Annotated in this window: 26 protein-coding genes and 2 pseudogenes; 2 read left to right on the top strand and 26 right to left on the bottom strand. The window is 26.3% G+C overall.

Translation table 11 applies throughout. The annotated features are described in order from the left end of the window. The first annotated feature begins 605 nt into the window (after positions 1 to 605). A complete protein-coding gene (locus BLS77_RS17480; RefSeq protein ID WP_089972893.1) occupies positions 606 to 1640 on the top strand; it encodes a hypothetical protein in 1035 nt (344 codons plus the stop codon). 47 nt (positions 1641 to 1687) lie between these two features. Here the strand turns inward: BLS77_RS17480 and BLS77_RS17475 are convergent, their stop codons facing one another. After that, positions 1688 to 2302: a hypothetical protein gene (locus BLS77_RS17475; protein ID WP_089972889.1), complete on the bottom strand. Its 615-nt coding sequence runs from the start codon at positions 2300 to 2302 to the stop codon at positions 1688 to 1690. Between the two features lie 421 nt (positions 2303 to 2723). Here BLS77_RS17475 and BLS77_RS17470 point away from each other — a divergent pair, with 421 nt between their 5' ends. Next, positions 2724 to 2924, top strand: coding sequence for a KTSC domain-containing protein (locus BLS77_RS17470; RefSeq protein WP_089972885.1), 201 nt, complete (start codon positions 2724 to 2726; stop codon positions 2922 to 2924). A 265-nt stretch (positions 2925 to 3189) separates the two neighbouring features. Here the strand turns inward: BLS77_RS17470 and BLS77_RS17465 are convergent, their stop codons facing one another. The 25 genes and pseudogenes from BLS77_RS17465 to BLS77_RS17375 all read right to left on the bottom strand — a co-directional run bounded on the left by BLS77_RS17465 (position 3190) and on the right by BLS77_RS17375 (position 26649). Further along, positions 3190 to 5064, bottom strand: coding sequence for an SIR2 family NAD-dependent protein deacylase (locus tag BLS77_RS17465; protein WP_175490906.1), 1875 nt, complete (start codon positions 5062 to 5064; stop codon positions 3190 to 3192). A gap of 25 nt (positions 5065 to 5089) precedes the next feature. Beyond that, positions 5090 to 5845, bottom strand: coding sequence for a hypothetical protein (locus BLS77_RS17460; RefSeq protein WP_089972876.1), 756 nt, complete (start codon positions 5843 to 5845; stop codon positions 5090 to 5092). Positions 5846 to 6142: 297 nt separating this feature from the next. Next, the gene (locus BLS77_RS17455; protein WP_089972868.1) at positions 6143 to 7201 is read right to left on the bottom strand and encodes a hypothetical protein; all 1059 of its coding nucleotides are present in this window, start codon (positions 7199 to 7201) and stop codon (positions 6143 to 6145) included. Beyond that, entirely contained in the window at positions 7194 to 9305 is a 2112-nt protein-coding gene (locus BLS77_RS17450; protein WP_089972862.1) for an AAA family ATPase, read from the bottom strand. The genes BLS77_RS17455 and BLS77_RS17450 overlap by 8 nt, the downstream gene beginning before the upstream one ends. Positions 9306 to 9334: 29 nt before the next feature. Next, on the bottom strand, positions 9335 to 9643 hold the full coding sequence (locus BLS77_RS17445; RefSeq protein WP_089972859.1) for a nucleoside triphosphate pyrophosphohydrolase: 309 nt from the start codon (positions 9641 to 9643) through the stop codon (positions 9335 to 9337). Between the two features lie 12 nt (positions 9644 to 9655). Then, positions 9656 to 12202 (bottom strand): DEAD/DEAH box helicase family protein, encoded by a 2547-nt coding sequence (locus BLS77_RS17440; RefSeq protein ID WP_089972855.1) that lies wholly within the window; start codon positions 12200 to 12202, stop codon positions 9656 to 9658. Positions 12203 to 12625: 423 nt separating this feature from the next. Beyond that, a complete protein-coding gene (locus tag BLS77_RS17435) occupies positions 12626 to 12817 on the bottom strand; it encodes a hypothetical protein (RefSeq protein ID WP_089972852.1) in 192 nt (63 codons plus the stop codon). A gap of 224 nt (positions 12818 to 13041) precedes the next feature. Continuing rightward, a pseudogene (locus BLS77_RS20820) lies at positions 13042 to 13245 on the bottom strand (phospholipase D-like domain-containing protein); the annotation flags it as partial. Between the two features lie 320 nt (positions 13246 to 13565). Beyond that, positions 13566 to 13937, bottom strand: a complete 372-nt coding sequence (locus BLS77_RS17430) for an ATPase (RefSeq protein WP_242874015.1) — start codon at positions 13935 to 13937, stop codon at positions 13566 to 13568. 15 nt (positions 13938 to 13952) lie between these two features. Continuing rightward, positions 13953 to 14084, bottom strand: coding sequence for a hypothetical protein (locus tag BLS77_RS20615; protein ID WP_278336678.1), 132 nt, complete (start codon positions 14082 to 14084; stop codon positions 13953 to 13955). Between the two features lie 2 nt (positions 14085 to 14086). Continuing rightward, complete coding sequence (locus tag BLS77_RS20080; RefSeq protein WP_089972849.1) at positions 14087 to 14251, bottom strand: hypothetical protein; 165 nt, start codon at positions 14249 to 14251, stop codon at positions 14087 to 14089. 799 nt (positions 14252 to 15050) lie between these two features. After that, complete coding sequence (locus BLS77_RS20075) at positions 15051 to 15224, bottom strand: hypothetical protein (RefSeq protein ID WP_175490905.1); 174 nt, start codon at positions 15222 to 15224, stop codon at positions 15051 to 15053. A gap of 458 nt (positions 15225 to 15682) precedes the next feature. After that, entirely contained in the window at positions 15683 to 17239 is a 1557-nt protein-coding gene (locus BLS77_RS17420; RefSeq protein ID WP_089972846.1) for an AAA family ATPase, read from the bottom strand. 42 nt (positions 17240 to 17281) lie between these two features. Next, a pseudogene (locus BLS77_RS17415) lies at positions 17282 to 18924 on the bottom strand (AAA family ATPase). A 181-nt stretch (positions 18925 to 19105) separates the two neighbouring features. Beyond that, positions 19106 to 19276, bottom strand: a complete 171-nt coding sequence (locus tag BLS77_RS20070; protein WP_175490904.1) for a hypothetical protein — start codon at positions 19274 to 19276, stop codon at positions 19106 to 19108. Positions 19277 to 19298: 22 nt separating this feature from the next. Next, positions 19299 to 19562 carry a hypothetical protein gene (locus tag BLS77_RS17410; RefSeq protein WP_089972843.1) on the bottom strand — a complete coding sequence of 88 codons (264 nt, stop codon included), beginning with the start codon at positions 19560 to 19562 and terminating at the stop codon, positions 19299 to 19301. 456 nt (positions 19563 to 20018) lie between these two features. Next, a complete protein-coding gene (locus tag BLS77_RS17405; RefSeq protein WP_089972840.1) occupies positions 20019 to 21191 on the bottom strand; it encodes a radical SAM protein in 1173 nt (390 codons plus the stop codon). Positions 21192 to 21211: 20 nt separating this feature from the next. Next, positions 21212 to 22294 (bottom strand): hypothetical protein, encoded by a 1083-nt coding sequence (locus BLS77_RS17400; protein ID WP_089972837.1) that lies wholly within the window; start codon positions 22292 to 22294, stop codon positions 21212 to 21214. A 66-nt stretch (positions 22295 to 22360) separates the two neighbouring features. Further along, entirely contained in the window at positions 22361 to 23701 is a 1341-nt protein-coding gene (locus BLS77_RS17395; RefSeq protein ID WP_089972834.1) for a hypothetical protein, read from the bottom strand. Positions 23702 to 23717: 16 nt separating this feature from the next. After that, positions 23718 to 23951: an acyl carrier protein gene (locus BLS77_RS17390; RefSeq protein ID WP_089972830.1), complete on the bottom strand. Its 234-nt coding sequence runs from the start codon at positions 23949 to 23951 to the stop codon at positions 23718 to 23720. An 88-nt stretch (positions 23952 to 24039) separates the two neighbouring features. Then, positions 24040 to 24960, bottom strand: coding sequence for a 3-oxoacyl-[acyl-carrier-protein] synthase III C-terminal domain-containing protein (locus BLS77_RS17385; RefSeq protein ID WP_089972826.1), 921 nt, complete (start codon positions 24958 to 24960; stop codon positions 24040 to 24042). Positions 24961 to 25340: 380 nt separating this feature from the next. Next, positions 25341 to 25631 carry a hypothetical protein gene (locus BLS77_RS17380; RefSeq protein WP_089972823.1) on the bottom strand — a complete coding sequence of 97 codons (291 nt, stop codon included), beginning with the start codon at positions 25629 to 25631 and terminating at the stop codon, positions 25341 to 25343. 19 nt (positions 25632 to 25650) lie between these two features. Continuing rightward, positions 25651 to 25833 carry a hypothetical protein gene (locus BLS77_RS19575; RefSeq protein ID WP_139164871.1) on the bottom strand — a complete coding sequence of 61 codons (183 nt, stop codon included), beginning with the start codon at positions 25831 to 25833 and terminating at the stop codon, positions 25651 to 25653. Positions 25834 to 25847: 14 nt separating this feature from the next. Next, positions 25848 to 26015 (bottom strand): hypothetical protein, encoded by a 168-nt coding sequence (locus tag BLS77_RS20065; protein WP_175490903.1) that lies wholly within the window; start codon positions 26013 to 26015, stop codon positions 25848 to 25850. 325 nt (positions 26016 to 26340) lie between these two features. Then, on the bottom strand, positions 26341 to 26649 hold the full coding sequence (locus BLS77_RS17375) for a hypothetical protein (protein WP_089972820.1): 309 nt from the start codon (positions 26647 to 26649) through the stop codon (positions 26341 to 26343). Positions 26650 to 26779: the final 130 nt, after the last annotated feature.

Here is a 26779-nt window from a genome sequence, read left to right as displayed (position 1 = left end):
GTATCAACACCAACTTTGTATTTAACAACAACTGCTGTATCAACTAATACTGAATTAACTGCCATATGTTTCACCTCCCTTCACTTAAATATATGCACTAGTTAAGGTTTTTGAAAAAATACTTTTATTTTTTTAAAATAATACACCAAAGTGTCGGCCACGCAAAAAAGGATATCTATTTCAATGGTTTTAGTACCATTAATAGATATCCGCAATATTTATAATAATGTTTTGTTTATGCCACTTTATATAATTGGAATTTTTTACAACCCCAGTGGTGTTAGCCCCGACTGAGTTTACGAAGGAAAAAGGGGCTTGCTACCGAAGAAAGGGCTCGTCCCTGACCTGAGGTTGCTAATATTCTATATTTATACTCTATCTAGTGCTTGATTTTGCAATCACTAGGTCTCTATAAATCATAATTCTAGAAGCCTCACCCCCAAACTAGCTAAATCCGTATTCTACATTACTTTTTTTCTATATTATGTTAAACTATACTTAAATGTATTTATTTATAAGTTTTATCATTTATAATAGGACAAGTTCTAGTTATTTAAAATCATTAATCAATTTCATATTTATAATAATATTTTAGGAGGATTTTTATGGATAATACCACTGTATTTAATTTGCTTAACCCTTATATTAAAGCCATTACTGATGATGAAGTTTCATCTGCATCTATGTATGCATTTAAAACAACACCTTTAAAATCTAATTTAAATCAACATCTAAATCTAGATTACGAGTTTTTTGACACTAACATGCCGCATGAAAAAGTTAAATCCACAATAAAAACTATCTTGGAAATTTTCGAAAATAAATTTCTTAATGATAATACCACTACTTTCGAAAAGTATTCTATACATAATGCAAAAAAAATAATTGACTTTATAAACTTAGATTATCTTAACTTTAATGATCCTTTACTTCTAAATGCTACTGCTACTATTGCAGATGTTGATAATTATAAAATTCAATATTTTTTGCATAGATTAGATACTAATTGTCAAGTAGCTTATGGAAACAGCTCTTATAGTAAATTTAAACATTCACTATTACAACTAACTACATCGGATGATAAAACTATTACAATTATAAATAAGGTAGCACCAATTTATAAACCTAAAGGTTTTTTATTCTTAATGAATACTGATTTAGATTCTGAAGCAAGCACTTTTGATTTAATAGAAAAAGATCTATTTAGACTACCTTTATATCCTCATATAATAATAGTTGATAATATTTGTTTCTTAATTGAAGCTAATGTTGAATCAATTTTCGGCTTTGAAAAGTATAATAAACAACTTCGTGACGATTGTTTAAATGACATTAAATCAAAGCTTACTATCACACCTAGCAGCTTAGATTTAATTAAATCATTTTCTCGTAAAGGAAGGAATTTCAATATATTCGCGACACTTAACTCAGAACGTTTTGATAATATTGTAACCAAAGATGTTAGCACTAAAAATCTTCTTTCAAACAAATTAAGTTTATCTTATGATCAACACGACAACCTTGATATTACTAGTTTAGATGATGCCAAAAAACTAATATTATATTTATGTGATTCTCTATTACAGGATTTAGATGATAGTACTCTATATGAATCTAAAAACAATAAACCTCTAATTTAGTATAAAAATAAGATATCACATCTAGTGATATCTTATTTTTATACTATTTACTCACGGACAAGTAGAACATCCCCAAGCAATGCTCCTTTATATATTGAATTATCAAATCCATATATATCTATTGTAGATATAACAGTGCTATTGGGTATTTCAATTTTGATATTTGGATTATTTTTGCTAAACTTATATATTTTACAACTATATATTTTTACATTCATAAAATCATATAGAGGATTTATATGAACCATATTATTTTTGACATACATATATCCTAAAAGGAAAAATAGAACAATAAAGAAAATGAAATTATAGGTTTTATCTAGTTCTAAAGTAATTACAGGTAATACATTTGCCAACAAATAATTTGTGGTATTATTTTTCTGCTGAATAATATTTTCAAAATGGTATTTATCAACATTAACAGCACCCTTTGTTTTCTTAAATTTATAAAAATATATTATATATATAATTGAAAAGATTTCTATAATAAATAAAGTATTAGCAAATATATTTCTAGGGATTTTTCCTAGAAACAAAGTATATTCATTGTAATATTTTAATACTAGAAATAAACTTAATGGAAACATTGAAGTTATAAAAGATGCTATTTTAACAAGTAGCATTTTGGGAGAATTAAAATTATTTACTATTTTTCTAATCATCCTTTTATCACCTTTCTTTCAAAAACAATATATATATTATTATTATGCTATACTTATCATTATATACTAGAACATAGTTTCGGTATATAATAACTTTTTTAATTCACGTCTTCTAATACATTAGATTAATACCCAATAAAGTTGCCACGCTTTGTACTATTTATATAAATTAACAGTACCAAAATAGACTACTAAATTAATTCTTTAGTAGTCCCTTTATAACATAATATTAAATTTCTACACATTAGATTTACTATTCTTATTCATTCAACTTTCTTTTAACTAGATATCTATACTATTTAGTAACCTCTTTAGTTCTTCCATACTTAATGTAACACATATTCAACGTTTATATATAATTTTTGACTATATTTGATATTTCATGCTATAAATGTTAAACTTATACAAAGGGGTGAGTTTTATGATTATGTCGCAAGTTTCATCAAGTAGGATTAGTAAAGTTGGTTGGGAACACAACACACTTTATATCCAATTTAAAAATGGTGTTATGTATGAATATATTAACGTTAGTAAATCTGAATATGAATCATTTTTAGCATCTCCATCACTTGGCTCAGCTTTATCAAGGCTTGATAAAATCCATGATTACAATAAATTATAGTAAAATAAGAAGGACTATAAGCATATTTTTTTAAATTAATATTATTACAGCCTCTTCTTATGTATATTTTTTTAATATTATGCAGTTTTTGGTATTATTTTTGTTCTACACATGAGAATAAAAATATAATTATACCGTTTATTTATTTTGAAGTGGAACCTATGTAAATGTCATTATAGAAAATGATATCTATTTCAATGGTTTTAGTACCATTAATAGATATCATTTTTTAAATTAAGTTACCATATAGAGACTAATCATATAATTAAAAACAATATTCAATATGTAATTTATTACTTTTACTCTTAAATATAATCTTATCAGTCTTGTCATTTTTAACATCATCATAATTGCTTACATATGCATCATTACATTTTATCATGTGTTTTCCTAATTTTATTTTTTCCCCTAGTATGTCCACATCTATATTATCCGAATCTTCATTTCCTATCATAAATATACTATCATCTTTTAACATATCTATGAACTCATCATTTGATTTAAATGAAAAGGATATTGAATCAACTCTTAATTTCCGTGTTTTTCCTATCTCGCTTAAATTTTCCAGCAGTTCATACTCATCTCTATTAATAGAATCTATTTTTTTAAAATTAACTCCAAAGTATCTTCTTACATCAATTACATGTTGTAATATTTCTTTTCTCAATTTTGCTACTCTTATAAATTCTTTAGCTTTCCCATTCTTCGGAGAAGGCAGCATTATACTCCATTTATAATTATCTTCTCTATATAACCTAACTTTCTTTCCTAATAACCAATCTATCATAACTTTAATTTCTTTTATTTCATGCTCATACTTTCCTTGTGATTTCTTTGTTGTGATTTTAATATTAGATTCAATACCCGCTAATAAATTAAACTTCCAAGTTAGTTTATATAGATCCATTTCTAGAATTATAATAATTTCATCTCTCAATATATATCTTTTAAATTTGCATTTTATTGATATATCATTACTTATTGATAATAAATCACAAGTAAATACTTCTTCTGGTAACGGAACTAAATACATACTATCTAATTCACCATTTAATATTGGTACATCAACACCTTTTATAATTCCATTTATGTCTTTTAAGCATTTTCCACTTAATATTACTGGTTCAATAGATTCACCTCTTATTGCTCTATCAAATTTTTCTATTTGTTCAATAGATTTACTATCTTCTTTATTCACTGATAGATTCATACTTATTTTTAAAGGTTCGTCTCCTGCCTTAACAGCTTTAACTACTATATCCGTGTCACAAATCTTAAAATCTACATCTATACCATGTGTACTGAGTATTATTTTACTATTTTTTATGGATATTTTACCCTTACTACAATCGACAATTAGTTTTTTTTTAATATCTTGCTCAAGCAATTCAAATAATACTTCTCCCGTTATATCTAAATATCTTATATCATTTTTACTTAGCCTCTTAATTTTATATTGATCTAATCCTGGAACTACTAAGTATGATTCTTTTTTAAATTCACCTAATTTATCACATATATCTTTAAATATAGCATCAACATTCTGATCTCCAAATCCATATCCAACAAATAATATCGATTTTTTTGCCATCAATGACTTTAATTCATTCCATAATAATGAATTAATTTTTCCATTAAAGAAATCTGTATAATCACTTCTAGTAATAATCATATTTTCTTTATTATTGAAATCTCCATGTATTTTAAATAAATTTATTTTTTCATCTGAAATAAAAGCAACATCCGAATCCTTTGCTATTACCTCTATATTCTCTTCAAATACCTTCTCAAATAAACAATCATAGTTTGTTGTTATTATATTTTTTATTTGTGGTATTCTTAAAATCGCTTGATGAGCAGTTAGCTTATTAAAATCTATATTTATATCTATATTTCTTTTTAGCAATCTTATTAAATCAACCCTACTTTTAATTTGAACATATTCTTCTGCTAAATCTGGTAATAAGTTAATATGATTTATTAGTTCTCTTTCTTTTTCACTCATATCATTCTTTACCATTTCTACTAATTGACTTCCTAATGGTAGTCCTGCATACTTAGAAAAACCAGCCCCTACCCATAATATTACCTCATTATTTCTTATCTTCTCAACTAGATTTCCATATATAATCTCATCCATTTTATCACCCTCTATATACAATTTATTAAACATAATACCTTAAATTTATATCTGTTAATATCTGTTTTAATTTATTTACCCTATTCTTATAACTATTAAGGAATGGATCTACAACTGATTGAATTGCACACAATACACCAATGCTAAATCCTAAAATTATAATTATAATTATAATTATCATAGTTATACCTATAATTATATCTTCCAAAGATATTGTTTTTGTTAGATTATCCAATTTCAATATATATCCTACTCCTAATGTAATTATTGGAAAAATAATATTTTTCCATGACTCTAAAAATTTTTTAACCAAATTATTATTAGTCGAAACCTCATTACCTGTTTCCTCACACTCTTTTATGAGATACTCAATCTTTTTGGGTGAATCTATCTCAAATTCATTTTTAACTATTATCTTAAATTCTTCTAATTTCACTTCATAATTTTCTCTATTTTTATTATAATTTCTTACGTCTTGTTTTTCTAGTCTGATATTTATAATAATCATACTTATACCACATATTATTAGTGGTAGCATTAATATCAGCGCACTACTAACTTTCATCATTAAAAATATTATAAAACTAGCATAGCTTATAATCATTATCAAAAGCATAATGAATAATAACTTATTTAATTTAACATATTTTTCAAATTCACTCAACCTCAATCTTATTAAATTATTAGTTGATAAATTCACTCCACTAAAGTTTGTACTTTCTCTTTTTTTTCTATCATATTCTTCATAAGCATTCGCTAAAAGAAAAACGGTGTTACTCATTATTTCCCCCTTAATATTTCAATACAATATTATAAACATTGTTTCTAAATTAGTTTATTATACATAATTTTAAAATTAACCTTGTCAGAGTTTATTCTCATATTCAAACAATCTATTTTCTAATACTATAATGGCTTTACCAATAAGTACCTACAGTACTGACACTTCCTCATTGATCCATTTATTTACCAGTTCTGAAGAGTAATTTAGAATAAGCTTGTCCCTATCCTCAGTGGTGTCTACATGATCATAGTGAGTTTTCTCAACCTCTAATTTTTCACATATATGCACAATCTTTTACCGCTCATCTAATTGTTTCAATATATCATAAGTTAATTTAGATAATGGTCTTACATTATGTCCACTATTATCAAATTCATTTGCAAAGACAAGTTGCTTTATTTCTTCTGGTGAATCAAAGAGATCTTTAAAAACTTCACTCATCTCTTGCAAATAGTCATCTGAATATATCATTTTCTTTTTTAACAATTCCTTGACGTAGCTTTTAGAACTATTATATTTCTGCTCTAACCTAAAAATATTATTTGAATTATTAATACCATCCCAATTTTCATTATCTAACGCTTTGATATAAATTTTAAAATTATCTGAAACACCCGTAATATATGTTATATCATTAATTTTACTTTCTATATTTTGTACTTCTTCATGAAAAACTTTATCCAATTTATCTTCTCTACTTAACATTGATAATTCAAATTTATAATTTTCCTCTAGATTTTCACTATATGGGTACATAACTTCTCTTTCATCATCTAATTTTTCATGATTACAAATTTTACAGCATGGTATAATATTAAATAGTGAAATAGCTAAATATGGATACTTAGATTTATTAAAGAAATGATCTAATTCCCCTTTAAATATTTGTTTAATATTATTCCCTTTATCCTTATAACTATATAATTCCAAATAATTTCTGTTACAATATGGGCATACGCTAACATTTAAATTTCTAGCTAACTTAAATCCCTGTGATGCTCTTAAATTTTTATATTTTCTAAAAAAATATTTTCTAGTTTCTTTAGTTACCTTCAAATCATCTCTTACATATAATCTCCTGACTTCTTCATTATCAAACTTAGCATAAAAAAATCTTTCTAGATATTTTTTACATAATCCCCTTTTTCCATCTATATCACATTCATTATTTATATCTTCTATTAGACAATAATAATCTTCTTCAGGATTAAAAAATATTATTTTCCTTAAATTTTCATCTTTACTTATATTTGATTTAAACTCTTTAAGATTCCTACTATTCTTTAGAAACCATTTTTCAAATATTTCTTTTAACTTTGACTCCTGATAAGTAGATATTTTTATGCTAATCAAGAAATTTCATCCTTTCTTCTAATATTTTTTTAACTCTCATTCTCTCTTCTTCATTAGATATGGATTCAAGTATTTCATTACAACTATAATTATTTAATTTTAACTTTTTAAATTTCTTTATTTTTTTATTATATCTATCTAAAATAGCCTTCTTTATTATAGGTTCACCAATATTATTAATAAAATATTCTATATCATCTTTCTCATCATGAAATTTTTCTTTAGATAATTCATCTATTTCCCCTATAATTCCTCTAATCTTTTTTGTTGCAAATTCCCCTATAGTATTCTCTAAAAAGAAGTTGTTTTTCAGCAGGTCATAAATATTAGCACCAAAACTGCATGCTTTATCTATATTAGATAATTTTTCTATCTTCAGATTATTGTCTTTATCAAATCTAAATCTAAATACATTTTCAGGAAAAATATCTGAAACTATATACGGTGAATGTGTAGTTATAACAACTTGAACATCATAATCTGATTGTTCAAGAACATTCACTAATGTGTCAACAAATTTTCTGCACCATTCTGGATGTAATGATCTATCAGGTTCATCTAGTAATAATATAACTAGACCTTCATCATAAGCCTTTTCCTTTGCATACATTACCTTTGAGATTATTTTTATAATCTGCATTTCTCCCTCAGATAAATTAGCAAACTCAATTTTAAATACATCCTGAACATTATTTTCAATATCGTCTTGATTTGTAAAGTAAAACCAATATCTATTAAGAAATGCTAATATATTTTCTTGATCTATATTAGTCGACTGTACTTTGTCTTTTCTAAATGGTATTCTTATCTCTTTAGAATAAAAGTACTTAGAGTTAATATCTTGTAAATAAGCAATCATTTCATCCATTGACTCTAAATATGCATTTTTATCATTATTCTGTCTAAGTGAATATCTTGAATTAACATATCTACCTATCACTTTTAACGTCTTCAAGCATTCATCGAAATTTTCAACTTTGTTTTTAGGATTTAATCTAGTAATAATTTTTCTCAAAACTTCTAACTCAAAATAATTATCATAACAGTCTCCTAAAAAACCATTTAAGCTAGTAAAATCATAACATTCTAACCACTTAATAATAGTATCAACCGAAAATTCAGCACTATCATTTTCCCTAGTTATTTTCATATTTTTTTCATTTACTATACCATTTATAAAGAAATTCAAAATGTATCTTGAATATAAATCTAATATAAATTTATATTTATTATTTTGTACACTTTTACATTCAGTAATAGAATTATCCTTTACTAGCATAACTTTTCTTTTATAAATTGGTAATAATTTTTCTATCTCTTTTATCTTACTTTCATATTCTTTTAAGTTATCATCCCAAATAAAGCTAGATCTATAATCAATATTATATTTAATTATTAACTCTACTTTTTTATTTGTAAATTCAATATCAAATTCTTCTATAGTTTTGCAGGCTTTATAATAATAAGACCAGTTACCATTTGCAAAATATAATCTCTTCGCTAAATAATTATCATCTTTTTCATATATTGCTTTATTACTATAGTTGATTCTTTTATTATATGAATTTAAATCATTACAATAAATTACCTGTATATATTCCGATATACAACTTTTACCATCAGAAGAAAAAAAGTATTCCCCTAAATCCTTAAATATCTTTCCATCATATTCGAATATAACCCCTATAGCTATCTTAGATTTATTGTAATTTTTACTTTCAGTTTTGACAATGCAATTTTTTATTATACCATCAAACATAATTTCTCCAGTTGATTCTAACCCAAATATGTTATCAGATATATGATAAAGAATAAAGTATTCATCTAAGATACTATTATTATCACTATCAAAAGATTGTTTTAATCTATCATCTCTATTCATCCCCAAAATATCGAGTACAGTCGTCTTCCCCGTTCCATTTTTACCATTAAATACAGTTATATTCTTTATATTTTGCTTGTACAAGTTTTTTATATTATTCTTACATGATTCAACTTTTAAAATACCATCATTAAAAGAAATATTGAAATTATTTGTAAATGTTACATCTTGATTTATAATAAAATTGTTGAATTTATTTATATGCAAATATAATAATTCCATATTTCACTAACCTTCTTCGCTTTATATATTTACTTTACTATTTTTAATATAACCCCATCTTTAAACCCACCACGTTCTTCCAACTTCTCCAGTCTCTTTTTAACCAATTCCTCTTCCGTATATCCAAGATTACATGCAAGCCCAAACAGCACTTCCATTACATCTGCCAATTCTTCTAAATTTTTATCTTCCAAATATTCATTTACCTCTTCCATCAACTTATCTTCCAATAACTTAGTCATTTCTTCTTTTGATGCTATTTCTACTTCGCAGGTTTTCCCATCAGCTTTTATTATTGCTGGTATTTTATCTCTTACTAATTTGTTATATACTTTCATTTGTATCTCTCCTTAATTGCTTTTATTTTTATCTTCAAACCTAGTCTTATAATAAACCATAATCCTTAATTCCACAGCATCTCTAAAGTGCCATCTAAACTCCCCCTTATCTAAACAATCTTTTAAATCTTCTTGCAATGCTATCACAGAGCCATCTTTCTTCCTAAAGAACTCCCCATGTGTTTGTATTAAAAACTTCACCGGGTTTTCTTTTGCTAGTTTTAAGTATTCTTTCTTTCCCCAGTTTTTGAAGTCTTTTGTTCCTTTATGTTGCAGCATATCTACTCCATTAGACCCTTTTTCGTAGAATTCTTTGAAGTTGTTGTATATATCTTCTTCATCTACTTCCATTTTCAAGTTTCCATTATTATAAAATGATAATAACACTGGCATTTTATATGTTTTGCTCATACTTGTTGTTTCTATCATGTTTATAAATTCTCTGCCTCTTGTGTTGTATAGTTCTTTTTCTTCTTTATTTAACTCTTCATTTTCATATAAGAATTCCATATAGTTTGTTAATGGATTTAATTTGCTGTTTGATTTTATGTTTTCGTATATTTCATTATCTATATTTGTGAAGAATTCTACTCTTGAAGGTCTATGTCCTAGATCTTCTTTTATTGTTTTATATTCTTCTAGTATTTTATCTTTTATTTTCATTTCTTTTTCTGCTTGAGCTTTAAATATATCTACTATTCTAAAGTCAAAATCTATAACACATTCTTCTGGATAATCATAATCCCCTTGTTTATTGTTTTTTGATTCTCCTTTGTTATAGTCTTTTCCACTTAATAAAAATGGTATTAAGTTTGCTTTTTTATAATTCCCTATAAAATCTAATACATTTAAGTAAGCTTTATCCTTATATTTCCTAAGGCCTCTTCCTAGCTGCTGCAAAAATACTGTTGGTGATTGTGTAGGTCTTAAAGACATAACCATATCTATGCTTGGTATATCTACCCCTTCATTAAACATATCTACAGAGAAAACTACTTTTATTTCTCCTGAGGATAATTTTGCTAATGCAACTTTTCTTTCTTCTGAATATTCACCAGTTTCTCCACTATATACTGCTACTGATTCTATTCCTTTTTCACTAAAGTATTTAGCCATATATTCTGCATGCTTTCTTGATGTGCAAAATCCCATAGCTGTTTTTGAGTTATATTTCAAATAATTATTTAAAATTAGATTTCCTCTTTTACTTAACATTAAAGCTTCTTCTAATTCTTTATCATTGTACTTTCCATTTTTAAATTCTATATCTTCATAGCTAACTGTTTCATCATAAATTCCATAATATCTAAAAGGCACAAGATACCCTTTATTTATTGCATCTTTAAGTCTTACTTCATAAACATTATTATAATCACACAAAGAGAATACATCTTTAGAATCTAATCTTTCAGGTGTAGCTGTTAACCCAAGTAAAAACTTTGGCTTGAAATATTCCATTATGTTTTTATAGTTACCTGAAACTGCATGATGAAATTCATCTACTACTATGTAATCAAAATAATTTCTTGGGAAATATTTACAGTTTAAATATTCTTCTTTTCCCAATGTTTGAACCAGTGCAAAGATACATTTATTATCTGTATCTTTATTGTTTCCATAGAAGTATCCTATATCATCAGAGTTTCTAACATTTTTAAAGGATATTGCTGCTTGTTTAATTATTTCTTCTCTATGAGCAATAAACAAAACTCTTTCATATTTAATAGAATCAAAAGCTGCTAAATAAGTTTTCCCTATACCTGTTGCTGCAACTACAAGCCCTTTATCATAACCTTCTTCTCTACATTGTTTAAGTGCATATAAGGCTTCTATTTGAGCACCTCTTGGCTCAAATAAATTGGATACATTACTTTCTTCAATTTCTTCTACATCACTTTTTTCAAAATCTTTATATACATTAGGTTTAGTCCAAGATTTTGAATAATCCTTTAAAACTTCATCTGTAATTTCTAAGGAATGATTATTAAACAAATCTTCAAAGTTATTATAAAATACATTAAAATCATTATTATGCTGAGATTTAGTAAACCTATAATTCCATTCTATTGAAGATGTTAAAGCTCCCCTTGATATGTTTGAAGATCCTATATATATTTCACTATCTACATCACCATGAAACATATAAGACTTAGGATGAAAAGATTTATTCTTAATATTATAAAACCTAAGATCAACCCTATCCTTTAGTTTATCTTTTAATAAATATAAAGCCTGAGGCTGAGTAATATTTAAATAGTTCCCAGTTAAAATTCTTATACTAACTCCCCTATCTAAAGCTTCCTCCAAATCATTTAAAATCATCTTAACTCCAGATTCCATTAAAAATGATACTATAATATCAATTCTTTTAGCATTTTTAAAACTTTCCTTTAATCTATAATATAAAAAATCAATTCCCCCAGTTATAGCATTAGAAGTATACATGCTATCTAATGCAATTTCCTTTTCAACTATATTATCTTCTTTAATACATATACCCTCTAATAACTCTGTCCCTTTTATTGAATATACACTTTCATTTTTAAACCCAATATCCATAATTAGCTCCAATCGTTTCCACAAGAATTCATTTTTCTTTATTTATACATGCATCAAATATTATTACACACATTTACCTATATTTTAACATAATAATTAAATTAAAACTTATATCTTGTCTAAGTAAAATAAAAATATCCAGTGTAATTTAATTAGGTTCTTACTCAACTATGGGTATTTCAAAGTTAGATAACTCAATTAATAAAGACGAATGCATTATATTAATACATTCGCCTTTATTAAAGTAGAGTTACTTACCCAAAGTTGAGTAAGAACCTTTAATTACTACACTGGATATCCTTTTTATGGAAGCGTTTTTCACGCACCCCTTTCAGTTTTTAGATATTTTATTATTTGTTTTTTAAAGTAGTTTTACCAATTCTCTAAAAAATGTTGAATGCTATATTGTTTTCTTATATATATTTAATGTAATAATTTACTTATTAACATACTACCTCTTTTCAACAAACCAATTTTTCTGCTTTTTAAATCTTCATTAGCTTTTCTTCTAATCTCAATTAAATTTAGTTTTTCATATTTACAATAACTTTCAAGATCTTTCCCATTATCCATATTTTGAATTATAGTGTTAAAAAAACCTCCGTTAATAACCATATAAAACCCCTCCATATTTGTTATTGTTTATACTTATATAGTATTCTTTTATCAATTGATTGTAAACGTTATATAGTTTCCCTGTTTTTTCATAATGATTATAAAATTTACTTTTTATAGTAAATTTTATAATTAAACTGCCCTTCTATTCATTGTTTACATTATACATTTATCCTTTTATATAATACTACTAAATTTAATATATAAAAATCATCCTTTTGCAATTTATTCGGAGCGTTATAAAACCTAAGATCAATCCGATCCTTTAGTTTATCTTTTAATAAATACAAAGCCTGAGGCTAGGTAATATTTAAGTAGTTCCCAGTTAAAATTCTTATATGAGCTCCCCTATCTAAAGCTTCTTCTAAATCATTTAAAATCATAGGTCCTCCAGATTCCATTAAAAATGATACTATAATATATATTCTTTTATAACTATTTCTTCTATTAAACCTATATATTCTTTGCTCTTTATACTCATACTAAACCCCTATATCTTAAAATAAATTCTTTTTTGGCCCTGCCAACCTTTGGCGTACAATCTTCTCTTATTTCACCATAAAAATTAATGTAAAGCTTACATATTAATTTATTAAACGCAAAAAAAGTTCAGTGTAACTTTGTAATTACACTGAACCTTTATTATTAGCAATTGATTATAACTTATTATATAAAGTTGCTTTAACCAATACTTTTAGCTTAGGCCTTATATGATATTATTAGCCCAGCTTGGTATATTTTTATCCTTCTAAATAATGTTACCATTTTTAAAATCAATTATTTCTCTAAACATATCTGTATTATCATATATATTTATCTCATCACATATTCCTATAACTTGATTTAAATTCTTCAATGACTCATAATACCGTCTTTCAATAGTATCATCAGGTATTCCATGACCACCTTTTTTCACCCTTACTCTAACTCTAGTCTTTGCAATTTCTGGATTTTCTACGCCTATATAATTCATTACAATATAAAATCCATTTTCCTTTGCTAGTTTTATATTTCTTATTATACTTCTACCTGATAATGTAGTCTCTTGATTAAAGGATATTCCATTTTTAATATAATATTTCATAAATTTTACGGCTTCTCTTGCACACTTTATTTGAATATTATTATCTTGCCATTACCCAATTATAGCTACCATTTCATCAGTATTTATTCTTTTTTCATATTTATTTTCATTATAATAAATAGACTTATATATCGATGTTTTTCCAGCTCCATTAACACCTGCAAAAATTGTGTAGGTTCTCATAATTATTTACCTATAACCTTTTGTTGTTCTTTTTGCAAAACAATATTAGATAGAATCATGTAAAAATTTTTTTCATCTTCTGTTTTTGCATTCTTAAACAAATTCTTTAATTGACTATATGAATAATTCACGAATATATCATATAATGTCTCATTATTATTCTCCATATCCAATACCTCCTATTTAAATCTATATACTATATATTATATATCAATAAACTAAATTAATAAACATTTTCAGATATACCAGCTTATTTTATTGTTATATCTTCTATTACACTTATGTATTCTTTATTTTCAATACTCCTATTAAACTCTTATTAAACTTCTTATTTTCTAAAATAAAATTAATTTTGTCCCTGCCCACCTTTGGGCTACATTCTTCTATTATTTCACCATATATACTCATGTAAAGCTTACACATTTACTTATTAAGACAAAAAAGTTCAGTGTAACTTTGTAATTACACTGAACTTTCACATATTATTACTCTTTGGTGCTTACATGACCTTAGGAGCCTTTGATACTATAATTAGTATCTGAAACCGTTCCTAGTTCCTTTAAGTTTTCTATTATTGCATCTCTTTTTGAAATAATTATACCTTCTTTCCTAGCCCCGTTAATTCTTTATATTTCATCTCTTAATGATTTTTTCCTAAGTTCTGTAAGTTCTTTTATTTCTTTATCGACACTCATCACTGATAATATATCTCTTGCGCTTTGTATATCTCTATCTCCCATTACCATACTATCTATCTCCTCCCCGTGAGCCTACAAATTTTATATTTGGTTAGGCAAACTTACTCCATAACCGAATGTGAGTGGAGTTTCCTTTATTATTAATAAATGTTATCCAATTATGTAACTTATCATTAATATTTTTTCTATTTTTTTGGCACTACCCGCCTTTGGTGTAATTTCTTCATTTCAATATCTAAATTTAATTTCTATAGCTGAATAGTTACTATTACTCTTTATTATTTTTAGCCCAGTCATATTCAAGAAGACTTGATTTAACTGATTCTTTCATACTATTTTCTAAATCTACACTGCTTTCCTTAATAGCATCTTTAACTGCTAATTTGATAATAAAATATAACACTAAAATCCCTATTCCTATAACTATCATAGCTAATCCCATATTAATCTCTCCCTATGTATTAAAATTCCTATATACACTATACATTATATACTATATATTATTTTACCATAATATTTATGTAAATATCATACATTAATTTATTTTATAAGATTAGGATTATCTATAAAGTCATTTATTTCATTTGATACTGTTTTTAAGCATACTTCCTCCTGATTTAAATAAATTAGATATATTACTATTTTCACTTTTATCTACATCACTTTTTTTCAAAATCTTTATACACATTATGTTTTGTCCAAGATTTTGAATAATCCTTTAAAACTTCATCTACAATTTCTTTAGATAGTTCCAACTATAGAAACTATAACTTCTACCCCCACAGCATAATAAAAAGTTCAGTGTAACTTATTAATTACACTGAACTTTTGCATGTATTTTTCTCTTATTATAAAGTTTTTTGGCACTGCCCGCCTTTGGTGTAATCTCTTTTATTTTTTCTAAATTTCTTCGATGATGCAGCTATGTTCTTTAGTCTCAGAATTGTAACAAATCCCTACGGCCAGCACTTTTTTATCTTTATATTCATCTCTAAATTTTTGCGCATATTCTTTTTCTTTTATTTGTTTTATTGCCACTTCTGGACTATTATCCTTCTTTAGCTCAACTATAAATGGAATATCATTTTTTCGTCTTGGATGAAATGAAAAATCAACATACCCTTTTCCACTCTTTTCTTCTCTCTCAACTCTATAAGTGTCACGAGCTGAAAGGTAGGCAAGTGTTAGAACACAAGACAAACTATTCTCATCACTATACTTAAGTATTGGGATTTCAGAATTATGAATATCATGAAGTATTTCTACAACTGTTTTTGTATCACCATTAACTGTAGCCTTTAACATCTTTCTTGAGTTTTCAATTATTTCTGACACATACCCAAATTCTTCATCTTCTAAAGCTTTTTCAAATTGCAACATAATTTCTTGATTAGGTATCTTTAAATATCCATCATAATATGATAAGAACCCAAGAACTATCATCGCAGAGTAAATTTCTTTTTTAGTTTTTGGGGGTTCTTGCCCTGCCCTAAACTCTTCCTTTATGGTTATATCAATTTCACCACCTGCAACCATTTCTATAACATCATCACGAATTTCTAAAGTATTATATTTAAGATACTCTGCTACTTCATCCATAGCACCAGTATTTGTCCAATAACTTTCACAGTTATCATTTTCAAGAGCCTTTACAACTGACCTTGGATTATATACTTTAATTCCCTTTGAAGTAGTATATCCGTTATACCAATATTCTAGTTCCTTAAAGTCCATTTCTCCATTTTCACATAAATTCGAAACCTCATCCTCTGTAAATCCAAAATACTGTCCAAATGTTCTATCTCTTAAAAAAGTGAATTCATCAAACATATTAAGCGCACTACCACTAGAATATTTTTTTATTGGAAGAACCCCTGTCATATAGCAAAGTGCTACATATGGCGCATCCTTTAACATATTTCTTAAGAATTCTAAAAATTCATTTTGATTTTCAATAAAAAGGTTGTTATTGAAAATATAATCCCATTCATCAAAAATAAATATAAATTTTTCATTTGTGGCAGATAACATATGACTTATGTTAAAATGTTTTTTAATTTCTAAATTAGGATACATGGTCTTTATATCATCTACTAATCCACTTTGGATTAAACCTATATAATCGTCATAGGTTTTATTTTTATCTGGAATTGTATTAAAACTTATATTTATAACATTGTATTTATTTAAATGTTTCTCATAGCTATTAGCTTTACTTATTTTTAATGTATCAAACATCACCTTTGAATCTACACCCTTTGAATAGTATGCTCCAAGCATATCTGCAACTGATGATTTACCAAACCTTCTTGGTCTTGTTATACAAACATATTTGCCCTTAGTAGATATTCTATCATTAAGTAAAGTTATTATTTTTGACTTATCAACAAAATACTTTTCATCAAATAACTCTCTATAATTTTCTAAAGGTTTATTTGTATTTAAATATATAGCCATGCTTTTCACCCCTCACACAATGATCTTGATTCTATCATTTCTTTAAATTTCTTCGATAATACAACTATGTTCTTTAGTCTCTGAATTGTAGCAAATGCCTACTGCCAGCACCTTTTTATCTTTATATTCATCTTTAAACTTTTGCGCATATTCTTTTTCTTTTATTTGTTTTATTGCCACTTCTGGGCTATGATCCTTCTTTAGCTCAACTATAAACGGAATATCATTTTTTCGTCTTGGATGAAATGAAAAATCAACATACCCTTTTCCACTCTTCTCTTCACGTTCTACTCTATAAGTGTCACGAGCTGAAAGATAGGCAAGTGTTAGACCACATGATAAACTATTCTCAAGTGAAGATCCAAATCTATGATTTGGTCCTCTGAACTTATCCAGCGAATGTAATGAGTCGGGCTTCCCGTACTTAAGTATTGGAATTTCAGAATTGTGAATATCATGAAGTATTTCTACAACTGTTTTTGTATCCCCATTAACTGTAGCCTTTAACATCTTCCTTGAGTTTTCAATTATTTCTGACACATACCCAAAGGATTCATCTCTTAAAGCTTTTTGAAACTCTTTCATAAGTTCTTTATTAGGTATCTTTAAATACCCATCATAATATGATAACAACCCAAGAACTATCATCGCAGAATATATTTCCTCTTTAGTTTTTGGGGTTCCTTGCCCGGCTCTAAACTCTTCGTCTATAGTTATATCAATTTCGCCACCTGCAACCATTTCTATAACATCATCACGAATTTCTAAAGTATTATATTTAAGATATTCTAATACTTCATCCATAGCACCAGTGTTAGTCCAGTAACTTTTACACTTTTTATTTTGCAATGCTTTAACAACTGAACGCGGATTATACATTCTTACTCCTTGCTCATTAACATAGCCATTATACCACTCACTTATTTCACTAAATGAAAGAACATTTTCTCTATTACAAAGATCAATCACTTCCTCTTCTGTAAATCCAAAATAATCTCCATATATCATATCATTAAGCATTGTATGTTCATCAAACATATTAAGCGCACTACCACTAGAATATTTTTTTATTGGTAGAACTCCTGTCATATAGCAAAGTGCTACGTAAGGTTGATCCTTCAACATATTTCTTCGCCAAAGGTGCGCAGAGCGAAGAACTCTAAAAAATCATTTTGATTTTCTACATAAAGGTTATTATTGAAAATGTAATCCCACTCATCAAAAATAAATATAAATTTTTCATTTGTGGCAGATAACATATTACTTATGTTAAAATAATTTTTAATTTCTAAAGTAGGATACATGTTCTTTATATCATCTACTAATCCACTTTGGATAAAACCTATATAATCGTCATAGGTTTTATTTTTATCTGGAATTGTATTAAAGCTTATGTTTATAACATTGTATTTATTTAAATGCTCTTCATACCCGTCAGCTTTACTTATTTTCAAACTTTCAAAAACTTCTTTTGAATCCACAGCTTTAGAATAATAACTACCTAACATATCAGCAACACTAGATTTACCAAATCTTCTAGGTCTAGTTACACATAAATAATTGTTTGTAGTATTTATTAATTCATTAGTTTTTTCTATTATCATATATTTATCCACAAAATATTTAGTATTTATTAGTCTTTTATAATTTTCTATTGGTTTTATTGTATTTAAATATATAGCCATACTATTCCTCCTATTTATAATACCCCGTCTTCAACTGTCCACTCTATCGGGTACATTATAATGTGTCATAGATCTTTTCATATACATATTATTATATCCAATTTAAATTTATTAAACAACCTTACTACATTTATAAGATTAGGATTATCTATAAAGTCATTTATTTCATTTGATACTGTTTTTAAGCACCTCTTGGTTCAAATAAATTAGATACATTACTATTTTCAATTTTATCTACATCACTTTTTCCAAAATCTTTATACACATTAGGCTTTACCCAAGAATTTGAATAATCATTTACAATCATAGGTATTAAATTAATAAAAAAGGTGGTATTTCGTGTATGCGACACGAAATACCACCTTTTTGTTATGTTATTTTACTGCTTTTAATTTAGTTATTTCACTCCAATTATTAGATGTAACCAGTTCAACTTGTAATAAATCTTTTTTAATAGATTCAACATCACCTTTAATATGAGCTATATCATTACCCCTTTTATCCTGCTCTGCTTTATTTACTTCTGCTGAATGTTCTAATGCTTTTAAAATTTGTGTGTTTTCATTAAGTTGATTTTTAATTGGTTCTAACTTCTCATCAAGTAAACTACTTAATGCTTTTAACATCTCTTTATCCATTTTTCACTCCTTATACTAACTATAGTATATATAAAATTAATTATTATTAATAATCTTAATATTTTCTAATTTAATTTTTATAGTATTATATTTTTCTTGTGTCAACTTCTTTCTTGGCGAATAAATTTATATTTATATTATATCATTTTTTTAAATGCTTTAATAGTTGATTTTAATATTTCCTCATTTTTTATAATTCTAAAGCTTGTTTTATAAGAACTTCCTTACCTTTAATGCAGCTGATAAGAAATTTCTCATAAATCCTATCATTTCAGAATAATATTCTTCGAAATGACCTTGGTGTATTGGAGTATCGTATTCATCTATAAATTCTTTAAAATCATTAGTGCCTCAACTTATCTTTTTCGAATTTAAACCTCACATTCTTCATTTGATTAAACAAAAAAACCTCCATCACCATATAAATGGGATGGAAGGAATCCGTGTTGCCATTATTTATACTCCGTGTAGATATAGAAGAATACATTTAGAGCATACAGGCGTTAGCTTTGAACCTAGTATTTCCCTACATTTTCTAATACTATCATTATGCCATAGATCTTCCACTGTCTCATTATTTAAATCTCCCACAGTAAATTCTGGGAAGTTTTTGCAAACAGTCACTTCACCAGATGGAAGTACATTCATACGATTGGACATTGAAAGGCAACAATTCCTATCTTGTGCTGCACTTTCTTCTCCAGCTATAAACTTTTCAATTTGTGGTATTTCTAAGGCTGGTTGAAATCTAATGCGTATATTCCAAACTCTACTATTTAACCTTTGTATTTCGGGAATTAAAATGTCTAAAACTTCTTTATTAAGATGATATTTATATGAATGCCAACTTGGAATATAGTTATCCTCTAAAGTTTTTAACCAATTAAATTTTTCTTTAAAGTATATATCCATATTACTTGCTGTCTCTTCAGGTAAATACCATGGATACCCAAAGTATACAGTATTAATACCTAGCTTTTCGAAAAACTCCATAAAACTATATAATTTTCCAGCCATAGCTTCACTTATAACACAGTTTATGGAAATTTCGCCCTTAAATATTCCTTTTTTCTTTAAATCTACAAATAGTTTTATATTATCAATTACTTTTTTAAATGTTCCTTTTCCACGCATATCATCATTTTCCACTTCAAATCCATCAACACTAATAAGAAGTACTATATTTTCTGATATTTTCAATAAGGAATCTAATTTTTTATCTAAAAGGATTCCATTTGTACATATTACAGTCCAACGTTTATCTTTCTCAAGTATTGAAACTACTTCATCCCAATGGGTATAACAAAGAGGCTCTCCTCCCCATAGATACATATTAGATTTAGCTTCTTTAGTTTGAAGAAATATTTGGTTTAATACAGATTTATCTAATTCACCTGATTTAGTCGAATCATCTCTGTTATTAAGATATCCATCCTCATTCCATTCAAAACAGTGTTTACAACGTAAATTGCATTTATTAGTTAGTTGAATTCCTATTTCAACTGGAAGGCTAGTAGCAAATAATTTATCATTATCTCTATTATGTTTTGTATGGGATATATTTTTAAGTGTATTTTTAAGTGTATTAAAACTATTTTTATCAAACTTTACATTAGTACTTGGTTGCATAAAAAAAACCTCCCTTTACTTTAATTTATTTTACTTATTAAATAAGAAATATAACTTTCTCTTTTTCCTACTTGATTTAAAATATTATTATGAAGTTTTTCTAAAAAGTCCATTTTATAATGTATATTTATGAAATCATCATAATATATACCAAATCCTAAGCTATGCCATAACTCTGCATTTTTCTTTTCATGTTCTCCAAAGGGCTCAAGCATTATTAAAGGAGTTGCAGCTGATAAAGAATCTATAAGTGTTGCACCACCTGGCTTACTAACAATTCCTTTAACTGTGCGAATTAAATTAAACACCTCTGGATAGTCATTATTACTTTTAAACTCAGTTACATTACTTTTAACTTCTGAAAATGGAGGAAATATATAATCTCCATCTTTATTTCTTATCCAAGGAGACCAACTTGGATCAATCATAAAATATTTATTAAGTTCATCATGAAATTTAACTTCAGAATAATCATAAGCTATAATATTAAGCTTAATTGAATTTCTATTTAGTTCCTCTATTTTACTGGTATAAGTTCCTAAACCCCATCCACCTCCATGGACCAAAAGCCTGTCCTCTCTATCTTTAAATGAAATAGGGTGTTCATCAGAAATAAGTAAATCCTTAAGGAGCTTGCGCTCATTGTAACTATATAAAAGTTCACTATGACAATAATCCGGTGTTATCTTTGCTTTTTTCCAAGAAGCTGATACATCAGCATCTATATGAACACACTCGCAATGTATATCTAACTGAGAATATCTTTTTTTATAAATATCTATTATTGGTAACCAAAATCCAGAAACAACAATAAAATAGCTTATCTTCTCCTTAACCCAGTAATCAATAATACTTTCCAGTTTTTCTTGGCATATTGAATCCATCATATTTTTAGATATTTTAAGTCCAATTAATGCTACTGAAAATTTTTTATGATAAGCATCCTTATTCATAGGTATCTTATTTTTTTTCTCTTCCTTAATGAGATTCTCAAGAATAAACACTTCGGAAGAAATATTATTTTTCTTTAAGTCTCTATTTATTATTAGACCTGGAACATAAACTCCAAGACCTACTCCAGAACATAAAACGGCAACTTTCATATTTCTTACCTCTTTTTTATAATTAGTATTTAAGTAACACATTAATTTATTATTTATTTAAATCCTTTAATTGTACACCTCAACAAATAAATCAGCTAATATTTTTCTTACTTCATTTAATACTTCTTCCCGCCCCTGGGTACTACTTGATATAATGCACATATAAAATCTTCCTTTATAGATTTTTTCTTCTTTTGGTAAAATATCCAAATCTCTATTTATGAATAGAGTATTTGAGGATACTGGGATTAAACCTGTAGGGGAACTTGGATAAAAAATAAGGTCTTCATTATCTAAGGCTTCAAATAACTTTTCAAATGTTAAATCTTTTTTATATCCTAGATTTAAGGAACATAAAGAACCCTTAAGGTCATATTTTTTTAAGTATTCATCTAAATAGTAGTTTATAAATCCCATAGATTTCCTACAATTTATTTCTATAATAGGAACAATGTCGCCATTAACTAAAATCATAGAATCAATACATACATCTCCAAAATATCCATCATCATATAACTTGTTTGCAATATTTTCTATAGTTGAAAAATAATTTTCCTTATATAAATAATCTATAAAGTCTTTATCTGCCGTAATTGATCCTAAATAAGAAAAATTAAAATTAACCATTTTCTGCACACTAATAATTGTGAATTTACCACCTTTTGAAATGTTAAAGCCACAAGAAAAATCAATTTCCTTTTGAAGAAATGGTTCAACTACAAAAAGTGTTTTTAATCCTTTATCTTCTTGGGATTTAAGATATTTTGAAATTCTGTTTACCAGTGCATTTGAGTTTAAAAGCATGTTTCCTTTTCCAGATACACCATATGGATCTTTAATTAATAATCCACTATTAAATCTAGGGTTACTAGCTAATAATTTAAGTTCTTCATGACTAGTTATAACCTCACCAAAATATTTAAGATTTAATGCCTCAGATAATTTTTGAGAATATACCTTTGAATTAACTTCCTTTACTGTTTTATAATCGCACCCATTAAACTGAAGATTTAAAGAATGAGCAAGCTCCTTGCAGTATCCAATTATAGAATAAGGTGATAGTTCCATATTTGTAACATCACATGGCAAACTAGCACTAAATAAATTTAAGTTGTCATAAATAGTTTTAAAAATACTATTATCCTTTGAAGTTTCAACGGTTTCTATATTTTTGTTAGTACATAAAAAGTCAAAGCCTATTTTCTCCAAATAATCTTTTAAAAACGAATTAAACTTATATCTCGTTATTAATAAATCCTTTGATTTAGCTAATGGGAATAAAAGCTCGTCCATAGAACGTATAATATTATAACTATTCTTATCTGGAATTTCTGGTAGCTTTGCATAGCCTTCCTCTTGCCAATACTTTTCTGAGTTAAACTCACCAATTAAAATAGTTTTATTCATTAATAATCTCCTTTAATTATATTGCTTTGAGAAAATTGCAAAATGAATTTATAGATTCTAAATAATCAAAGTCAAATTCTTCATAGTCAATCTCTATATTAAAAGCTTCTTCTACCATCAAAATAAAATTAATCATCTGAAGTGAATCAAGCCCCACTTTATCAATTATTTTTGAATCTGAAGACAATGAATTCTTTAAGGTTTCATCCTCCTTTATTTCTGATAGAATATTAATTATTTTTTGTTCCATAAATAAGTCCTCCTTTAATATTTTTAATAATTTTACTTATATAAAAGTCGACTTTGCCAACTTCTAGCCTTAAACAATAAAATATATCTTAAAGTTTTTCAATTAATATAGATGCATAATTTTCATTATTTGCAGTCAGCCCCATGGCTAATAAAACTACCTTATCGTTTTTTAACAATAATTTTTCATCAGTAATGTCTTTTAGATTTCTAATAACATCTACATCTCCAATATGACCTCCAAAAGGTATATTGCTTAGAAAAAATTTTTCAATAGATACTTTCAAAAGCTTAGCATGTAATTTATATAGAACTTTATTTACATTTTGTGGCACTATCATTTTGATATCATCACTTGTTAAATTATTGTTTTCAAGAAGCGTTAGTATTGTATTTTTAATATTTATAGAAATTTCTTTTTGAGAACGTTCAAAAGGAATATTCATATAAGTGTTATAACTACATTTACCATCTGATTTAGAAAAAGAATCTAAAATTTTTATATCTCCTTGATTTTCAATGACAACTAAGCTGGCTCCATCCCCTATTATGCAAGGAGGTTCATATCGCTCTTGTGAATTTTTAGCCATACAAACACTAGCTACCAATATTTTATTAGCTTTCTTGCTATTAATTAGACCGTTAGCAATCTCAATACCTTGAATTGTTGCTGAACATTCTTGATTCAAAGCAAAAACAGTTGCTTTATTCATATTATATTTTTCAATAATTACATACGGTATGCTCATTTCATTACAAATATTCTTATCAGCACCTTGAAAAATAATTGCATCAAAATCATTTGTTGAATTATTGCTGCTATACTTGTCCAATAATTTAAATAACATTTCATGTTCATTTAAATTATTTTCTACGGAAATATTTTTAATCTTCCCTTGATTTAGCAAATAGTTTACATTAATAGATTCAGCATTTACTTCTTTTAAAATTTCTTCTGCTTGTACATATGTTTCTGGGATGTAATAATCTAAATAACTTATATAACTCATACTTATAAACTCCTATTTTTTATTTTATAAATATTAAAATTTTTCTTTATTATTTAATTAAATGTATTAACATATAAACTTAAAGACACTAATTATTGTGAATATTTAACATTATTGTGTAAAATATTGTATTTTTATAACTATAACATATTTTTATATTTTTCTCAATATATGTTATATGTTTGCAACAATTTTATAATATATTTTATTTTTTATAATTAGATACACTTTAATAATTTCATAAAAGAAAGCCAAGGATAATTTAATATCGTTGGCTTTCCTTTTATAATATTTCTTACTACTACAAACTACGGCTGAATTGTATCCTAAGTCTTTTGCTATCTTTTATCATAATAATAAAATTTAATCAATAAATGCTTTTAAATTATTTGCTCTAAGCTAACAAAGTCATCATTTAATTCTGAAATAATCTTTAAATAATTATCTGCTGCAATTGCTACCTGTTGCAATTGATTATATTTCTTTAATTTATTGCTATGTTCCTTTAAATGAAAACCACCTGATATAATATTAATGTCCTTTTCCAATATGACTAGATTAGCAGTTAACGCTTGTAAATGTTTATTAAAATCGCTATACGTTTCTCCAAATATCCCCCTATATTTTATTAATGATTCCATATTTAATAATATATCTGTTGATATCTTCATCAACGACTTCTCTGCTACATCACCAGGATTTATAGGATACTGCTGGATATGAAACTAAAAGCAAAAAAACTGTAATAGTCATGGTAGATGCCCTGGAGTACCATAATACATTGCTGATATATACAGCTATTAAACCAGCTATGCAAACCTTACTTGCCTTTATTAATTCTTCATTTAATCTTTTGTTAGATTTAATTTGCAAATTTTCATCCGCTTTCAAATATTATACATATATTTTTTATAATATAACGAAAATCTTATCTCTTCTCTATTCTTAGCCTTAACATGAATTCTTTCAATGCAATAAGTATATTCATCATCAACTACACTTGCTTGACTTAAAATTTTACAGTACTTAGTTTCTTTAATTATCTTTTTAGACATTTTAACATATCCTCAATCACTCTAGTAGGCTCTTAGAAAGTTCTTGTGTCGTTACTACTACAATTGAAAAATCACTTGAAAGTAAAAACAAGGAAAAAGTATAATTAACTTCTTCCTCGCATTATATTAAATCAGTATATTCTGCTATTATATCTTTTAATCTATTTTGTTTAATCACTTCTATATCTACAATATTTTCAGCTATAAGTACATATCCTTCTAAGTCATAATCTACATTTCTAAATTCTCCATAGTTTTCATTATTAAATTCTCCCTTCTAACTTAAAAACTCTTACTTGCATATTTAATACAAGTAAGAGTTTCTCTAAATTAAACTTTTATAAAATTCTATTGTTGTATTTTCATTATTTATTAATGTAATTAATTTTTCATATGTTGCATTATAAAAATTATTATCTTTAGCATATTTGATTACTTCATCATAGGATGGTTCAAATATATTATCTGTAATGTTATAGTAAAAATCATCATTCATTACACCAAATAAATATTTTACGGAATCTTTATATGTCATTCTCGGAACTTCTTCTAAATCACAATTTTCATCTGTATAACACGCATTTCTATCGTTCCACTGAGGAAATTCTATTATTGCAATTCTTTCTCTTTCCATATCTCACATAACCTCCACTATATTAAAATATATATTCCTTATTATAATATATATTTATAATACTTTTGACTATATTTTGTAATAAATTGCTTAATCCTATTATGGCTTGTATAATTATATTATAAATATT

Origin of the sequence: Clostridium gasigenes (assembly GCF_900104115.1) — a bacterium.
GTDB lineage: Bacteria > Bacillota > Clostridia > Clostridiales > Clostridiaceae > Clostridium > Clostridium gasigenes.
The sequence above is the reverse complement of the archived record's forward strand: the minus strand, read 5'-3'. Positions and strand labels throughout refer to the sequence as shown.

Coding starts and splice junctions, on each gene's coding strand:
- BLS77_RS17480 (WP_089972893.1), top strand. CDS start 606: ATGGATAATACCACTGTATTTAATTTGCTTAACCCTTATATTAAAGCC.
- BLS77_RS17475 (WP_089972889.1), bottom strand. CDS start 2,302: ATGATTAGAAAAATAGTAAATAATTTTAATTCTCCCAAAATGCTACTT.
- BLS77_RS17470 (WP_089972885.1), top strand. CDS start 2,724: ATGATTATGTCGCAAGTTTCATCAAGTAGGATTAGTAAAGTTGGTTGG.
- BLS77_RS17465 (WP_175490906.1), bottom strand. CDS start 5,064: ATGGATGAGATTATATATGGAAATCTAGTTGAGAAGATAAGAAATAAT.
- BLS77_RS17460 (WP_089972876.1), bottom strand. CDS start 5,845: ATGAGTAACACCGTTTTTCTTTTAGCGAATGCTTATGAAGAATATGAT.
- BLS77_RS17450 (WP_089972862.1), bottom strand. CDS start 9,305: ATGGAATTATTATATTTGCATATAAATAAATTCAACAATTTTATTATA.
- BLS77_RS17445 (WP_089972859.1), bottom strand. CDS start 9,643: ATGAAAGTATATAACAAATTAGTAAGAGATAAAATACCAGCAATAATA.
- BLS77_RS17440 (WP_089972855.1), bottom strand. CDS start 12,202: ATGGATATTGGGTTTAAAAATGAAAGTGTATATTCAATAAAAGGGACA.
- BLS77_RS17435 (WP_089972852.1), bottom strand. CDS start 12,817: ATGGTTATTAACGGAGGTTTTTTTAACACTATAATTCAAAATATGGAT.
- BLS77_RS20615 (WP_278336678.1), bottom strand. CDS start 14,084: ATGAGAACCTACACAATTTTTGCAGGTGTTAATGGAGCTGGAAAAACA.
- BLS77_RS20080 (WP_089972849.1), bottom strand. CDS start 14,251: ATGGAGAATAATAATGAGACATTATATGATATATTCGTGAATTATTCA.
- BLS77_RS20075 (WP_175490905.1), bottom strand. CDS start 15,224: ATGGGATTAGCTATGATAGTTATAGGAATAGGGATTTTAGTGTTATAT.
- BLS77_RS17420 (WP_089972846.1), bottom strand. CDS start 17,239: ATGGCTATATATTTAAATACAAATAAACCTTTAGAAAATTATAGAGAG.
- BLS77_RS17410 (WP_089972843.1), bottom strand. CDS start 19,562: ATGGATAAAGAGATGTTAAAAGCATTAAGTAGTTTACTTGATGAGAAG.
- BLS77_RS17405 (WP_089972840.1), bottom strand. CDS start 21,191: ATGCAACCAAGTACTAATGTAAAGTTTGATAAAAATAGTTTTAATACA.
- BLS77_RS17400 (WP_089972837.1), bottom strand. CDS start 22,294: ATGAAAGTTGCCGTTTTATGTTCTGGAGTAGGTCTTGGAGTTTATGTT.
- BLS77_RS17395 (WP_089972834.1), bottom strand. CDS start 23,701: ATGAATAAAACTATTTTAATTGGTGAGTTTAACTCAGAAAAGTATTGG.
- BLS77_RS17390 (WP_089972830.1), bottom strand. CDS start 23,951: ATGGAACAAAAAATAATTAATATTCTATCAGAAATAAAGGAGGATGAA.
- BLS77_RS17385 (WP_089972826.1), bottom strand. CDS start 24,960: ATGAGTTATATAAGTTATTTAGATTATTACATCCCAGAAACATATGTA.
- BLS77_RS17380 (WP_089972823.1), bottom strand. CDS start 25,631: ATGAAGATATCAACAGATATATTATTAAATATGGAATCATTAATAAAA.
- BLS77_RS20065 (WP_175490903.1), bottom strand. CDS start 26,015: ATGTCTAAAAAGATAATTAAAGAAACTAAGTACTGTAAAATTTTAAGT.
- BLS77_RS17375 (WP_089972820.1), bottom strand. CDS start 26,649: ATGGAAAGAGAAAGAATTGCAATAATAGAATTTCCTCAGTGGAACGAT.